This window comes from Collinsella aerofaciens (assembly GCF_040926405.1).
Taxonomy (GTDB): domain Bacteria; phylum Actinomycetota; class Coriobacteriia; order Coriobacteriales; family Coriobacteriaceae; genus Collinsella.
Genome location: NZ_JBCOIG010000003.1, coordinates 165,313 through 179,751, shown reverse-complemented (window position 1 = coordinate 179,751; position 14,439 = coordinate 165,313). Strand labels below are relative to the sequence as shown.

Annotated in this window: 11 protein-coding genes; 10 read left to right on the top strand and 1 reads right to left on the bottom strand. The window is 60.5% G+C overall.

What is annotated here, in order from left to right:
• The 4 genes from kdpA to AB5758_RS02565 form a co-directional block, all read left to right on the top strand.
• Positions 1 to 1,201 (top strand): potassium-transporting ATPase subunit KdpA (gene kdpA, locus AB5758_RS02580; RefSeq protein ID WP_368155351.1); only part of this gene is annotated, 1,201 nt, incomplete at its 5' end.
• Positions 1,202 to 1,217: 16 nt separating this feature from the next.
• Complete coding sequence (gene kdpB / locus AB5758_RS02575; protein WP_225093205.1) at positions 1,218 to 3,272, top strand: potassium-transporting ATPase subunit KdpB; 2,055 nt, start codon at positions 1,218 to 1,220, stop codon at positions 3,270 to 3,272.
• Between the two features lie 12 nt (positions 3,273 to 3,284).
• The gene (gene kdpC / locus AB5758_RS02570) at positions 3,285 to 3,875 is read left to right on the top strand and encodes a potassium-transporting ATPase subunit KdpC (RefSeq protein WP_161115485.1); all 591 of its coding nucleotides are present in this window, start codon (positions 3,285 to 3,287) and stop codon (positions 3,873 to 3,875) included.
• 247 nt (positions 3,876 to 4,122) lie between these two features.
• On the top strand, positions 4,123 to 6,072 hold the full coding sequence (locus AB5758_RS02565) for an oxidoreductase (protein WP_320676416.1): 1,950 nt from the start codon (positions 4,123 to 4,125) through the stop codon (positions 6,070 to 6,072).
• Positions 6,073 to 6,171: 99 nt separating this feature from the next.
• On the opposite strand, the gene AB5758_RS02560 is transcribed toward AB5758_RS02565, so the two are convergent.
• A complete protein-coding gene (locus tag AB5758_RS02560) occupies positions 6,172 to 6,345 on the bottom strand; it encodes an FCD domain-containing protein (protein WP_320676414.1) in 174 nt (57 codons plus the stop codon).
• Between the two features lie 282 nt (positions 6,346 to 6,627).
• Between AB5758_RS02560 and AB5758_RS02555 the strand changes: the two genes are divergently transcribed.
• The 6 genes from AB5758_RS02555 (at position 6,628) to AB5758_RS02530 (ending at position 14,108) form a co-directional block, all read left to right on the top strand.
• Positions 6,628 to 7,881: an ATP-binding protein gene (locus tag AB5758_RS02555; protein ID WP_320676412.1), complete on the top strand. Its 1,254-nt coding sequence runs from the start codon at positions 6,628 to 6,630 to the stop codon at positions 7,879 to 7,881.
• Positions 7,882 to 8,407: 526 nt separating this feature from the next.
• Entirely contained in the window at positions 8,408 to 9,100 is a 693-nt protein-coding gene (locus AB5758_RS02550) for a GntR family transcriptional regulator (protein WP_320676410.1), read from the top strand.
• A 125-nt stretch (positions 9,101 to 9,225) separates the two neighbouring features.
• Positions 9,226 to 10,248, top strand: coding sequence for a LacI family DNA-binding transcriptional regulator (locus tag AB5758_RS02545; protein WP_320676408.1), 1,023 nt, complete (start codon positions 9,226 to 9,228; stop codon positions 10,246 to 10,248).
• 134 nt (positions 10,249 to 10,382) lie between these two features.
• Positions 10,383 to 11,720, top strand: coding sequence for a glutamine synthetase family protein (locus AB5758_RS02540; protein ID WP_006234734.1), 1,338 nt, complete (start codon positions 10,383 to 10,385; stop codon positions 11,718 to 11,720).
• Between the two features lie 50 nt (positions 11,721 to 11,770).
• The gene (locus AB5758_RS02535; RefSeq protein WP_195543861.1) at positions 11,771 to 12,433 is read left to right on the top strand and encodes a response regulator transcription factor; all 663 of its coding nucleotides are present in this window, start codon (positions 11,771 to 11,773) and stop codon (positions 12,431 to 12,433) included.
• Between the two features lie 208 nt (positions 12,434 to 12,641).
• Complete coding sequence (locus AB5758_RS02530) at positions 12,642 to 14,108, top strand: S1C family serine protease (protein ID WP_320676402.1); 1,467 nt, start codon at positions 12,642 to 12,644, stop codon at positions 14,106 to 14,108.
• Positions 14,109 to 14,439: the final 331 nt, after the last annotated feature.

The following is a 14,439-nucleotide window of genomic DNA, read 5'->3' as shown; positions in this document are numbered from 1 at the left end:
CGTAGAACCCGTCGCTGTTCAGCCTAATGCAGACGGCGGCTGGAGCGTCATCGACGGCGCCCAGATCGAGGGCGACACGGTCAAGGTCGACGGCAAGGTTGTCGAGGGCGCGCGCGTGGTCACCGAGCAGTTCCTGCCCCAGGGTCCCGCGGCTCCTCAGGTCGCCATCAAGCAGTCCGGCACCAACGGCGGCGGCTTCTTCGGCGTGAACTCCGCCCATCCGTATGAGAACCCCAGTGCCTTCACCAACATCATCGAGATGACCAGCCTGCTGCTGATCCCGGCCGCCTGTTGCTTCGCCTTCGGTATCGGCGTCAAGAACACCAAGCAGGGCAAGGCCATCTTTGCCGCCATGTTCATCCTGCTGGTGATCTTCACCGGCATCATCGCCGTCAACGAGCATGCGGGCACCCCGCAGCTGGCCGATGGCGGAGCGGTCAATATCGAGATGACCGACGGCCAGGCCGGCGGCAACATGGAGGGCAAGGAGAGCCGTTTCGGTATCGCCTCCTCTTCTACCTGGTCTGCTTTCACGACGGCTGCTTCCAACGGCTCGGTTAACTCCATGCACGACTCCTACACCCCGCTGGGCGGTTTTGTCCAGATGCTCCAGATTGCTCTGGGCGAGGTCGTCTTCGGCGGCGTGGGCTGCGGCCTGTACGGCATGATCGGCTTCGCCATCCTCACAGTGTTCATCGCCGGCCTCATGGTCGGACGCACGCCTGAGTTCCTGGGCAAGAAGATCGAGCCGGGCGAGATGCGCTGGGCAGTTGTCCTGTGCTTGGCAACTCCGTTTGCCATTCTGGTGTGCTCGGCCATCGCCTGCATGGTGCCCGGTCTTGCCGACCAGCTCAACAATGGTGGCGCGCACGGCTTCTCCGAGGCGCTGTATGCCTTCACCTCATGCGGCGGCAACAACGGCTCGGCGTTTGCAGGCATGAACTGCAACATTCCCTGGATCAACGTCATGCTCGGCCTCGAGATGCTGTTCGCCCGCTTCATGCCCATCATCGGTACGCTGGCTATCGCCGGCTCGCTGGCCAAGAAGGGTAAGGTCGCCGAGAGCGCCGGTACCTTGTCTACCACCAACGGCATGTTCGTATTCCTGCTCGTGTTCATCGTTCTGCTGATCGGTGCCCTGAGCTTCTTCCCGGCCCTGGCGCTTGGCCCCGTTGCCGAGTTCTTCCAGATGATTGCGTAAAGGAGGGTGCAGATTTATGACTATGCAAAAAGACATGATGGGCCGCGCGGTCCGCGACTCGTTTGCCAAGCTGGATCCTCGCGTCCAGATTCAAAACCCGGTCATGTTCCTGGTGTGGCTTTCCGCCGTCATGACCTCCGTCCTGGCCGTCGCTTCCATTTTCGGTGTGCAGGACGCGGGTGTGCCCACCTACTATGTGGTCGCCATTGCGGTCATCCTGTGGCTTACCGACCTGTTCTCGAACTTCGCCGAGGCGCTTGCCGAGGGCCGCGGTAAGGCCCAGGCCGATTCCCTGCGTGCGGCCAAGAAGGATGTCGAGGCCCATCGCATCGAGTCCGTTGAGGACAAGGAGCACTTCACCGTCGTTCCCGGCACCGAGCTCGCGCGCGGCGACCTGGTGATCGTACGCGCCGGCGAGCAGATTCCCGGCGACGGCGACGTCATCGAGGGCGCTGCCTCCGTTGACGAGTCCGCCATCACCGGCGAGTCCGCCCCCGTGGTCCGCGAGGCCGGCGGCGACCGCTCTGCCGTTACCGGCGGTACCACGGTGCTGTCCGACTGGATCATCGTCAAGATCTCCAGTGAGCCCGGCCAGAGCTTCCTGGACAAGATGATCGCGATGGTTGAGGGTGCCGCGCGCAAGAAGACCCCTAACGAGATCGCTCTGGAGATCTTCCTGGTGGCCCTCTCCATCGTCTTTATCCTGGTCACGCTGGCCCTGTATTGTTACTCCTGCTTCTCGGTCGGTCTTAACGACATGGACAACCCCACGGCCGTAACCACGCTCGTGGCGCTGCTCGTGTGCCTGGCTCCTACTACCATCGGCGCCCTTCTTTCCGCCATCGGCATCGCCGGCATGAGCCGTCTGAACGAGGCCAACGTGCTGGCCATGTCCGGCCGCGCCATCGAGGCCGCCGGCGACGTCGACATCCTCATGCTCGACAAGACCGGCACCATCACCTTGGGTAACCGCCAAGCCGCCGAGTTCATCCCGGTCGACGGCGTCGATCCCGCGGAGCTGGCCGATGCCGCCCAGCTTTCCTCGCTGGCCGACGAGACCCCCGAGGGCCGCTCCATCGTCGTCCTCGCCAAGGAGCAGTTCGGTCTGCGCGGCCGCACACTCGAGGATAAGGGTATGGAGTTTATCCCGTTCACCGCGGCAACGCGTATGTCCGGCGTGAACTACGAGGGCAATGAGATCCGCAAAGGCGCTGCCGATTCCGTGCGCACCTATGTGGAGGCAGCCGGCGGCGTGTTCTCAAAGGAGTGCGACGAGGCCGTCGAACGCATCGCCAAGGCCGGCGGCACCCCGCTGGTCGTGACAAAGAACTGCCGCGTGCTGGGCGTTGTGTACCTCAAGGACATCATCAAGTCCGGCGTTAAGGAGAAGTTCGCCGACCTGCGCAAGATGGGCATCAAGACCATCATGGTGACGGGCGACAACCCGCTCACCGCCGCGGCAATCGCCGCCGAGGCCGGCGTTGACGACTTCCTGGCCGAGGCCACCCCTGAAGGCAAGCTCGAGAAGATCCGCGAGTTCCAGCGTGAGGGGCACCTGGTCGCCATGACCGGCGACGGCACCAACGACGCGCCCGCTCTGGCCCAGGCCGACGTCGCCGTGGCCATGAACACGGGCACCCAGGCTGCCAAGGAGGCCGGCAACATGGTCGACCTCGACTCCAGCCCCACCAAGCTCATCGAGGTCGTGCGTATCGGCAAGCAGCTGCTCATGACCCGCGGTTCGCTCACGACCTTCTCGGTGGCCAACGACATGGCGAAGTACTTCGCTATCATCCCGGCCCTGTTCTCGCCGATCTACCCCGGGTTGGACGCCCTCAACATCCTCGGTCTGGCAAGCCCGCTGTCCGCGGTTCTTTCGGCCATCATCTATAACGCGCTCGTTATCGTCGCGCTGATCCCGGCCGCGCTGAAGGGCGTTAAGTACCGCGAGGTCCCGTCCGGACAGCTGCTGACCCACAACCTGCTCGTGTGGGGTCTGGGCGGCATCGTTGCCCCGTTCGTATTCATCAAGCTCATCGACATGCTGCTCGCGTTCTGCGGCATTATGTAAGTGGAGGTTTGTATGTTCAAAGGTGTTGCATCGCGCGCACTGGGCGTGTTCGCGCTGTTTACCGTTGTCTGCGGCCTGGGCTATACGCTTGTCGTGACCGGCATTGCCCAGGTTGCGTTCCCGTATCAGGCGAACGGTTCGCTCATTACGGTCGACGGCAAGGTTGTGGGTTCCGAGCTCATCGGCCAGAACTTCGAGGATGAGGACCACATGTGGGGCCGCATCCAGAACGTGTCAATTTTCGAAGGCGAAGATGGCGAGCTCATGGCGTATGGTGCCCCATCCAACCTGTCCCCGGCGAGTGAGGAGTATCGGCAGCTTGTGGATGCGCGCGTGAAGAAGATCCGCGCCGCCAACCCCGATGCCGATATGGACGCTGTGCCCGTCGACCTGGTGACGTGTTCCGGCTCAGGGCTCGACCCCGAGATCTCTCCCGATGCCGCCGAGTACCAGGTCCCGCGCCTTGCCAAGGCCACGGGCAAAAGTGAGGACGAGGTGCGCGACATCATTGCCGCGTGCACCAAGGGCCGTTTCCTCGGCGTGTTCGGCGAGCCCACGGTCAACGTGCTCAAGGTGAACCTTATGCTGGACGGCGCGCTGTAGGTGAGGGAGTGGCGGATGAGGGCATGACTGACTATCTGAGCCCTCAAGTCCACCCCGCCCATCAGTTGCGGTGAAATACGGACTGTTTTGGCTGGCAAAAGTCTCATCTACTCCGTATTCCACCGCAACTTTTTGTGGGGATTGGATTAAAGGCGGGGGAGTGCGAGCGGGTACGGACGCGGCGGTTGCTGATACGATAAGTACGTTAGCAACTGCCGCCGAGCGGCTTAAACGAAAGGAAGCCTGTATGGAGTCATCCGCCTACCCGATGCTCTTTAGCCCGATCAAGGTCGGTACGACCGAGGTCAAGAACCGCGTCTTTATGCCGCCGGTATCCACGAACCTGGCCGATCATGGCTATGTGACCGACGACTTGGTCGATCATTACCGTGCCCGTGCCAAGGGCGGCGTTGGCCTCATCATTACCGAGGTCGTGACGGTCGAGCCCACCTATACCTATCTGCCGGGTGACATGTGCTGCTACGACGACACGTTTATCCCCGGCTGGGAAAAGCTCGCCGCGGCCGTCCACGAGTATGGCTGCAAGATCATGCCGCAGCTCTTCCACCCCGCCTACATGGCCTTTAACATTCCGGGCACGCCTCGCCTGATCGCTCCGTCCTTTGTGGGCCCGTCTTACGCCCGCGAGGCACCGCGCCCCATCACGGTCGACGAGATTCACGAGCTCACGCATCAGTTTGGCGACGCTGCCGTGCGTATGCAGAAGGCTGGCGTCGATGGCGTCGAGGTCCATGCGGCGCATGCCCACGGCATGCTTGGCGGCTTTTTGACCCCGCTCTACAACAAGCGTACCGATGAGTACGGCGGCTCGCTCGACGCCCGCATGCGCTTTTTGCTCGAGGTCATCGCCGAGATTCGCGAGCGCTGCGGCAAGGACTTTATCATCGACGTCCGCATCTCGGGCGATGAGTACACTGATGGCGGCCTGACCCTCAACGACATGATCTACGTCTCGCGTCGCCTGGAGAAGGCCGGCGTCGACATGATTCATGTGTCGGGTGGCACCACCATCAAGCGCGGCTCCGCAATTCCCGCCGCCGGTACCCAGCAGGCCTCGCATGCCGCCTGCTCGCGCGAGATCAAAAAGCACGTCAACATTCCCGTCGCCACCGTCGGTCGCATTAACGAGGCCTGGATCGCCGAGGAGCTGATCGAGGACGGCGCTGCCGACATCTGCATGATGGGCCGCGCCAATCTGTGCGATGCCGAGTTCTGCAACAAGGCCGCTGCCGGCAACGCTGACGCCATCCGCCCCTGCATTGGCTGCCTGCGCTGCCTGAATGGCATTATGTTTGGCAAGCGCATCTCCTGCACCGTCAACCCGGACGTGGAGCGCGACGAGGCCGGCTACGAGCCTGCCGCCAAGGCCAAGAACGTGCTCGTTGTGGGCACCGGCCCCGCGGGCATGGAGGCGGCGTTCATTGCCGCCAAGCGCGGTCACAACGTGGTGCTCGTGGATAAGCAGGACGAGCCGGGCGGCGAGATGCGTATCGCGGCCGTTCCGCCAGCAAAGCAGGAGCTCACCCGCGTGATCAAGTATCAGTACCGTCGTCTGGCCGAGGCGGGCGTGAAGTGCATATTTGGCACCGAGCTTACTGCCGAGGACATTCAGCGCGACTATGCCGGCTATGAGGTCGTCCTGGCTTATGGCGCCGAGCCCATCGCTCCGGCCTTCATGCAGGGCTTTAAGCAGGTTATGACGGCTGACGACCTGCTGGGTGGCAAGGCTTTCCCGGGCAAGAAGATCGTCATTGTGGGCGGCGGCACCGTTGGCTGCGAGACGGCAGATTACCTGGCCCCGCTGGTCAACGACCTGTCGCCGGCCAATCGCGATGTCACCGTCATCGAGATGACCAAGACGCTTGCCGCCAACGAGGGCGGTGCCGGTCGCGCGGTGCTCATCACGCGCATGCTCTCCAAGGGCGTTCATGTGCTGACAGAGGCCAAGGTGACCGAGATTACCGAGGACACTATCAGCTACGAAAAGGACGGCGAGGTCCACACCATCACCGGTGCCGATACGCTGGTGCTTGCCATGGGCTATCGTCCCAATACCAAGTTGGCCGACGACCTTGCCGCTGCCGGCGTTACCACCCACGTGCTGGGCGACGCCAACAAGTGCGGCAACATCCGCGATGCCATCGGCGATGGCTATAAGGTTGCCTGCGAGCTCTAGTCACTCCCTTTGCACCAATCGATTGCAAAAAGCGGCGGCTGCCCTGTGTGTTGGGCAGCCGCCGCCTGCGTTTTGCCAAAGAAAGATTATTGTCGGGCCCTAAATGCCTTTTGCTTCTGCTCCCTCCGCAATCATGTTGCGGTTATACACCAGGTGCAGATACATCGCGTCGTGCGCGGCGGTGGGATTGCGCGCGGCGATGGCGTCGGCCACGCCACGGTGAGTGCGGATGGTCTCTTCGACGAGGTCGCCGCCATCCCAGGGCGGCTTCATGGAGTAGCGTCCGTACGCATCGAATTGCTCCTCTCATAGATGTGCGGCACAAAGAGCTCCGAGTTCATACGAGCTCGGGGCTCTTTTCGTTTGGATTGCAGGCGTATTGACAGACGAAAACTGTCTGCGTCCGATATTGAGCCATACGAAAGCGAAATTACGCGTCTTGATTCCGTACGCAAATCAAGACGAAAACCGTTTGCGTCTTGGATAAATCAATACGCAAACGGTTTTCGTCTTATAATACGGTTATGAATGGTACGAAACGAGGGGGTTGTGCATATGGTTGTTAGAGAGAGCCCTACAGTCGAATACAAGGAAAGCGTTACGCCGACGTTTCTTAAAACGGTGAGCGCCTATGCAAACTATGGGACGGGCAAGATTGAGTTTGGCGTTGATGACGAGGGCGTGGTTGTCGGCCTTGCAGATCCGGTCGCAGAGTGTCTCCGCATCGAGAACATGATTAATGACAGCTTGGACCCCGCTCCCCGTTACACGCTCGAGCCCGATGAGAAACACGGGACCGTAATCCTTACGGTTTATGAGGGGCAGGACAAACCCTATCGAAGCAAGGGAAAGGCCTACAGGCGAAACGATTCGGCAACGGTGGAGGTCGACCGGTTTGAGTATGGCAGGCTGACGCTCGAAGGCAGCAACGTAACGTTCGACGCGCTCACGTCGGCTCGCCAGGACTTGGGCTTTCATACGCTCGAGCATAAGTGTGTTGAACACCTCGGCATTTCCGAGTTAACGCCGGATATCATGCGTACGCTCCGCTTGCTCGGCAAGGATGGCTATACCAATGCCGCGGCGATTTTGGCGGATAAGAATGATTTTCCGGGCATCGACTGCGTCCGTTTTGGCGATACCGAGGATGTGATCTTGGATCGCGAGACGGCGACAAATGTATCCGCAATTGAGCAGGTGGACAGGGCGGTAGCTATGTTTGCACGCTACTACCGTTATGAGCGTATCGAAGGGATGGAGCGCGTCCAAACCGATCGAATTCCTCTCGAGGCGTTTCGCGAAGCTGTCGCAAATGCTTTGGTGCATCGGACGTGGGACGTTCGAGCGAACGTTCAAATTGCCCTGTACGATGATCGCGTCGTTGTGACCTCTCCTGGATCGCTGCCCGCCGGTTTGACGACGGAACAATACCTGTATGGGCAGATATCCGTGCTCAGAAACCCCATCGTTGCAGAGGCCTTCTTAAAGCTGGATTACATCGAGAAATTTGGTACGGGAATCGCGCGCATTAGACGTGCCTATCGCGATTCGATCAATCAACCAATTTTTGATGTTCGCGGCGGCATGGTGGCCGTCACATTGCCCGTTACCGATGCTCTTGAAGGGTCCGAGGAAGAGGTCCAGGTTCTCAAAGCCTTGTCGGGCGGTCGAATTATGTCGCGAAGCGAGATTGAAAAACAGACGGGGCTGAGCCGCATGCGGACGTTGGCGGCACTCGAATCTCTGCTTGAACGGAATGCAATCGTAAGGCAGGGAACCGGGCGGGCCACGAAATACGAGCGCTCATAGTCAAAAAGAGCCATGGTACAAGACGGACCCCAAGCCAGCGTTGGCTTGGGGTCCGTTATATCCCGGATGGTAACGGGCCGATTATTGTCAAGTTATAGCAAAGTATAGCGACGTTCAGCAAAGTATAGTGAGATATAGCAAGCCGTATAGCGCGCCTTGATTATCAACCGTCCGTATTTCACAGCAACTTATAACAGGCTCGAGGTACCAATTTGGGGTGCAGTAGTGCTGCGCCACGAAAAGGGCCTATCTACTACGTTTAAGCCGCAGGGGTCAACCATAGTCGGCTTTTTCGAAAATCGACAAGCTGTCTACCTGCGGTTTTGTTTTCACGGTTTTCGGTATGGCCGAGGCTATCCGTGTTAACGTAGTAGATGGGCCACTTTTGTGACAGGGGGGCCGATCTGCGGGCCAGGGTAGCTAAAAGAGCCCCGTCCCAAAAAGACTGATTGGGAGCTGGGGCGTGTCGATGCGATAGTATTACGTGGTGAAATTCGACAAACCGTGGGCTTCATCCGAGGGCTTTATGGAACAACACCAGCATTATCAGAGCCTGCAAGACCAGGCATACAACGCATTGCGCTCCAAGATCATCTATGCCGAGCTCAGGCCCGGCACGCGCCTTTCGGCGATTGGTCTGGAAAAGGAGACGGGAATCGGGCGCACGCCCATTCGCGAGTCCTTTGTGCGCCTGCGCGAGCAAGAGCTGGTGGAAACGCGTCCCAAGAGCGGCACCTACGTCTCTAAGATCAGCATGGAACACGCCGAGAATGCCTGTTTCTTGCGCGAGAAACTCGAAAGAAGCGTACTCATAAAATGCTGTTCGGCCGCTTCGTCCGAGCAAAAGCATCGGCTCGAGCAGATTCTTGCCGAGTCCGAGTCGCTCGACCATAGCGAAACGCGTCGTTTCTTTGACCTGGACAACCTGTTCCATGAGACGTGTTTTGAGATTGCTGGCCGTCACATGCTGTGGGATTGGATGAAGAGCGTCAACACGCATTTTGAGCGATACAACTGGTTGCGTATGGTGTCGCAGGACCTGGATTGGGAGCCGATTCGCCGGCAGCATCGCCGGATTCTCGAGGCCATTAAGAGGGGCGATACCGACACGGCGAGCTATCTGGCAGAGACGCACTTGCATCTGATGCCCGAGGAGCAGGGCCCGGTTATCGCCTTGCATCCCGACTACTTTGAGCTGCCTAAAGACTCGTCAGTCTAGTCCATCATCGCATCTGCTCGAGGCGCAAAAACGATGCCGCTCACCTACAGCGTTTTGCAACCGAGATTTTTAAAAAAATGCCTAAAATGGCTCAGACCGCCGACAATTGGGAAACGGGGTGCGTTATGGCGCAGATGAGAATCAAGGACATTGCCGCCGAGGCGGGCGTGAGCCCGGCCACGGTCTCGCGCTATCTCAACAACCGTCCCGGGCAAATGACCGAGGAGACCCGTGCCCGCATCGCGGCGGTTATCGAGCGCACTGGCTATCGCCCACGTGCCGCCGCGCGCAATCTGCGGAGCTCGCGCACCAACCTCATCGGCGTGATCCTGGCCGACATCGCCAACCCGTTCTCCAGCGCCATGCTCGAAGGACTTTCCGCCAGCGCCGCTGCGCGCGGCTGCTCGCTCATGACGGCCATTAGCGGCAGCGACCCCGCCAAGGAGGCAGAGTCGCTCACCAGGCTTATCGATGCCGGCGTGGACGGCCTGGTCGTCAACACCTGCGGAGGCAATGACGAGGCGATCGCCGCGGCAGCGGGACGTCTGCCTGTTGTGCTGCTCGACCGCGATGTTGCCGACGGCGGAGTCGATCTGGTGACATCTAACAACCGTGAGCTGGTCGCTGGCTTGGTAGACGAGCTCGCCGCCGCTGGCAGCGAGCGCCTGTGCCTGCTCACCGAGGCAAGCGACGACAGCCCCGTGCGTCGCGAGCGTGCCGAGGCCTTTGCCGACGAACTCTCGCGCCGCGGCCTGGCCGGCGAGGTCGTCACCCTGGCCGACGGTGGTGCCACGGGCGTCGGCCGCTTGGACGAGACCATCCGCGGCTATGCAGGCAAAAAGCTCGGCCTCATTGCTGTCAACGGCCTGGTTTTCCTGCGTCTGACCGAGGCGCTGGCGCAGCTTGGTCCCTCGCTGCCGGCGGGGCTCAAAATCGCGACGTTTGACGACTACCCCTGGAACCATGTGCTCTTTGGCGGCGTGACCACGGCCGCGCAAGACACCCTTACCATCGCCGAGCGCGTGGTCGAGTGCCTCTCCGAGCGCATTGACGTTGTTACCACTACGGTGGGCGAGGCCGCAAAGCTGGCGCCCAAACGCATCGAGATTCCCGGCCACATCGAACATCGCGCATCAACCTCGCGCTAACCATTCGTTCGCAACTGCCTGTTCACACACGTTTTTTGAGCGCTTGATACGCTTTAACCCTGCGGAAACATTTTTCTGCGATAGTATCTGCGATATAGACCAGTCGAAACCCGCCCGAAAGAAAGGGGAGCGACATGAACCAGCAGAACATCGATTACGTACTCCGCTCCGTAGAGCAGCGTGACATCCGCTTTGTACGTCTGTGGTTTGTCGACATTCTCGGCCGCCTCAAGAACTTTGCCATTAGCCCCGAGGACCTCGAGGTCGCTTTTGAGGAGGGTATTGGCTTTGACGGCTCCGCCATCGAGGGCTTTGCCACGCCCGAGGAAGCCGACATGTTGGCGTTCCCCGATGCTTCGACCTTCCAGATTTTGCCGTGGCGCCCGAGCCACAACGGCGTCGCCCGCGTGTTCTGCGATGTGTGCACCCCCGACCGCAAGCCCTTCGCCGGCGATCCGCGCGATGCGTTGCGCCGCATGTTCTATAAGGCCGAGAAGGCTGGCTACCTGCTCAACGTGGGTGCCGAGCTGGAGTATTACTACTTCCCCGACGAGCACACCCCCGAGCCGCTCGACAACGTGGGCTACTTCGATCTTTCGGTGAGCGATGCCGCTCGCGACCTGCGTCGCAACACGGTCCTCACGCTCGAGAAGATGTCCGTGCCCGTGGAGTACACCTTCCACGCTGCCGGTCGCTCGCAGCACGGTATGAGCCTGCGCCATGCCGAGGCCCTGAGCATGTCCGACGCCATCACCACGGCCAAGCTCATCATTAAGCAGCAGGCCTACGAGAGCGGTTGCCACGCCTCCTTTATGCCCAAGCCGTTGGCGGGTGAGGATGGCAGTGCTATGTTCCTGTGCCAGTCGCTGTTCGACCACGACGGCAACAACGTCTTTTGGGGCGAGGACGACGAGAAGTATCACCTCTCCGATATCGCCAAGCACTACATGGCCGGCATTCTGGCACACGCGCGCGAGATCAGCGCTATCACTAACCCCACGGTCAACTCGTACAAGCGCATCACCACGGGCGGCGACTCCGTGCCGCAGTACGCCACGTGGGGCCTGCGCAACCGCGCGAGCATGGTCCGCATCCCGGTCTACAAGCCCGGCAAGCAGCTGTCCACGCGCATCGAGCTGCGCAGTCCCGACCCCATGGCCAATCCGTACCTGGTCAACGCCGTCACGCTGGCGGCTGGTCTGGACGGCATCGAGCGCAAGCTGGAACTCCCGCCCGAGGCCACGGCCGAGACGCTCAAGCTCACCGACCGCCAGATGCTCGAGGCCGGCTACACGCCGCTGCCGCGCTCGCTCAAAGAGGCACTTGACGTGTTTGAGGACTCGCAGTTTATGAAGGATGCCCTCGGCGAGCACATCCACAGCTTCTTCCTCAAAAAGAAGCGTGACGAGTGGCATAAGTTTGAGTCTACGATCACCGAGTGGGAGATCAAGCACTACCTGGCGAACTCCTAATCGCGCTGGCTTGTTCCAGTACGATTGAGCTCATTTCTTTGGAGGCCGATATGTCCGAAAAGAGTGCCCTGTTCATGGCGCGCACGACGCGCTTCCACGAGTTTGCCCGCAGCTTGACGACCACCCTGGGTGTCGAGGTGAGCCTGGCTACTCCCGATTCGCCGACTGCGGCGCACGACTTTGACCTGCTGATCCTCGATTCCGATGGCATCCGCAGCGACCGCATCGATCAGATTGCCAAGTGGCTTGACGATCGCGGCGGCGTCCCCATGTTGGTGATCGTCGACGATGAGGCGCTCGGCACCCTGCGCCTGCCCAATCACGCGCATGCCGACTTTGTGTGCCCCACGGCGACGCCCAACGAGCTCAAGGCTCGCGCGCAGCGCTTGATGGGCGAGGAGGAGACCGTTACCGCCGACGATGTGCTCAACATCGATAACCTCGAGATCAACCTGGCTACCTACCAGGTGACGCTCGATGGCGAGCCCATCGACCTGACGCTGATGGAGTACTCGCTGCTGAGCTTTTTGGCGACGCATCCCAACCGTGCCTACAGCCGCGAGGTACTGCTGCACCGCGTGTGGGGCTTTGAGTACTGTGGCGGTACGCGTACCGTCGACGTGCACATCCGACGCATCCGCTCCAAGGTGGGCCCGCAGATCGCGGCACACATCACCACCGTCCGCGGCGTGGGCTATCTGTTTAAGGACTAGATTTCCACCACGAAGGGGACAGGCACCTTCGTGGTGGTTTTGACGCAGGCGCGGGTTCCTCTCGAATCTGCAGCAGAACTTAAGCCTTCCTAAAAGATTGCGTTCTCATACACGTTCGCCCGCATATTGGGGTACAACTCAACGTGAACAATGATGGCCCGCCACATGTTTGGCGGGCCTTTGGTTATTTGACGAAAGGATCGCAGCTATGAGCGAGAACGATTCCCAGCGTCCCCAGGACGCGGGCAACGCCGGCGAGACCCAGCAGCAGCCGCGTGTGCAGGTGGAGTCGACGCCTGCCGGCAGCAACATTCCCTACGTGCAGGCCTACGACACGCAGACCGGCAAGCCGCTGGGCGGTCAGCAGGTTGTAAACAAGCACACGGTGGTCAAGACCAAGACCAAAAAGCTGCCGATTTTCATTACAGCGCTCGCCGGCTGCGCCTGCGGCGCCCTGTTGGTCATCGCGCTCATTATGAGCGGCACGCTCGATATCGGCGGCGGCAAGAATGCCGTGACGGCGGGTGCTTCGGGTTCGTCGACGCAAAAGATCACGATCGATTCCGAGGACACCACGCTGGCCGAGGCCGTTTCTGCCAAGGCCCTGCCCTCCGTCGTTTCCATCACCGCCACTTCGAGCGGCAGCCAGAATGGCTCGCTTTCGCAGTCTGCTGATGAGTCGGATAGTTCGGGCAGCGTCGGTTCGGGCGTTGTGCTCGATACCGAGGGTCACATCCTCACCAACAACCACGTGGTCGATGGTTACGACCAGTACGTGGTGACCATGGACGACGGCACCACCTACGAGGCGGAGTTCGTGGGCAACGACGCCTCGAGCGACCTGGCCGTCATCAAGCTCAAGGACGCCGACGCCTCCAAGCTCACGCCGATCGAGATTGGTGATTCCTCCAAGCTCAACGTGGGCGAGTGGGTTATGGCGATCGGCTCGCCGTTCGGCAACGAGCAGTCTGTCTCCACCGGTATCGTCTCGGCGCTCTACCGCTCCACGGCCATGAGCTCTACCAGCGGTAACACCATCTATGCCAACATGATTCAGACCGATGCCGCCATCAACCCGGGCAACTCCGGCGGCGCGCTCGTCAACGACAACGGTGAGCTGGTGGGCATCAACTCGCTCATCGAGAGCTACTCGGGCTCCAGCTCGGGCGTGGGTTTTGCCATTCCGGTCAACTACGCCAAGAACATTGCCGACCAGATCATCGACGGCAAGACGCCGGTGCATCCGTACATGGGCGCTACGCTTTCGAGCGTCAATGCACTTAATGCCCGCACCAACAAGTTGAGCACCGATAGCGGCGCGTATGTGGCGAGCGTCGTCGAGGATGGTCCTGCTGCCAAGGCCGGCATTCAGGAGGGCGACGTCATCACCAAGCTGGGCGACGACGAGATCACGAGCGCCGATGGCCTGATCATCGCGCTGCGCAGCCACGAGGTGGGCGAGAAGGTCGAGATCACGCTCATGCGCGGCAAGGAAGAGAAGAAGGTCACCGTCGAGCTGGGCTCCGACGAGGAGTTGCAGAACCAGCAACAGGACGACAGCGCGACCGACACCGGCAACGGCGGTATTACCGACGAGCAGCTGCGCCAGTATCTGGAGGAGCTGCTGGGCCAGCAGGGCCAGGGCCAGGGCCAGGGCTACGGTCAGGGTTACTAACGAGCTGTATCGCACATACCAATGCCAGAGGGGGCTGTTCCGCCAACGCGGGACAGCCCCCTCTTTTCGCGATGATCCCTTGAGGACGGAGGAAAACGGATCACTTGGGGCTGATAAGAGGCCTGGTTCATAATGGTCTGGACAGTTAGTTCAGATACGTATAAATCTAGAGCAGCTTGGGATGCGTTTTGAGCAATTTTTGATTGGGATGGGGCTCGAATGGGTGTTTGGAAGGAAGAGTGGGACGTTTACATGGTCTCGAGGAGCCCAAATTAGTTGAAACAGGGGTGTTCGTGCCTGATTCAGCTCTAGGATTTATACGTATCTGAAC

Coding starts and splice junctions, on each gene's coding strand:
- kdpB (WP_225093205.1), top strand. CDS start 1,218: ATGACTATGCAAAAAGACATGATGGGCCGCGCGGTCCGCGACTCGTTT.
- kdpC (WP_161115485.1), top strand. CDS start 3,285: ATGTTCAAAGGTGTTGCATCGCGCGCACTGGGCGTGTTCGCGCTGTTT.
- AB5758_RS02565 (WP_320676416.1), top strand. CDS start 4,123: ATGGAGTCATCCGCCTACCCGATGCTCTTTAGCCCGATCAAGGTCGGT.
- AB5758_RS02560 (WP_320676414.1), bottom strand. CDS start 6,345: ATGAAGCCGCCCTGGGATGGCGGCGACCTCGTCGAAGAGACCATCCGC.
- AB5758_RS02555 (WP_320676412.1), top strand. CDS start 6,628: ATGGTTGTTAGAGAGAGCCCTACAGTCGAATACAAGGAAAGCGTTACG.
- AB5758_RS02550 (WP_320676410.1), top strand. CDS start 8,408: ATGGAACAACACCAGCATTATCAGAGCCTGCAAGACCAGGCATACAAC.
- AB5758_RS02545 (WP_320676408.1), top strand. CDS start 9,226: ATGGCGCAGATGAGAATCAAGGACATTGCCGCCGAGGCGGGCGTGAGC.
- AB5758_RS02540 (WP_006234734.1), top strand. CDS start 10,383: ATGAACCAGCAGAACATCGATTACGTACTCCGCTCCGTAGAGCAGCGT.
- AB5758_RS02535 (WP_195543861.1), top strand. CDS start 11,771: ATGTCCGAAAAGAGTGCCCTGTTCATGGCGCGCACGACGCGCTTCCAC.
- AB5758_RS02530 (WP_320676402.1), top strand. CDS start 12,642: ATGAGCGAGAACGATTCCCAGCGTCCCCAGGACGCGGGCAACGCCGGC.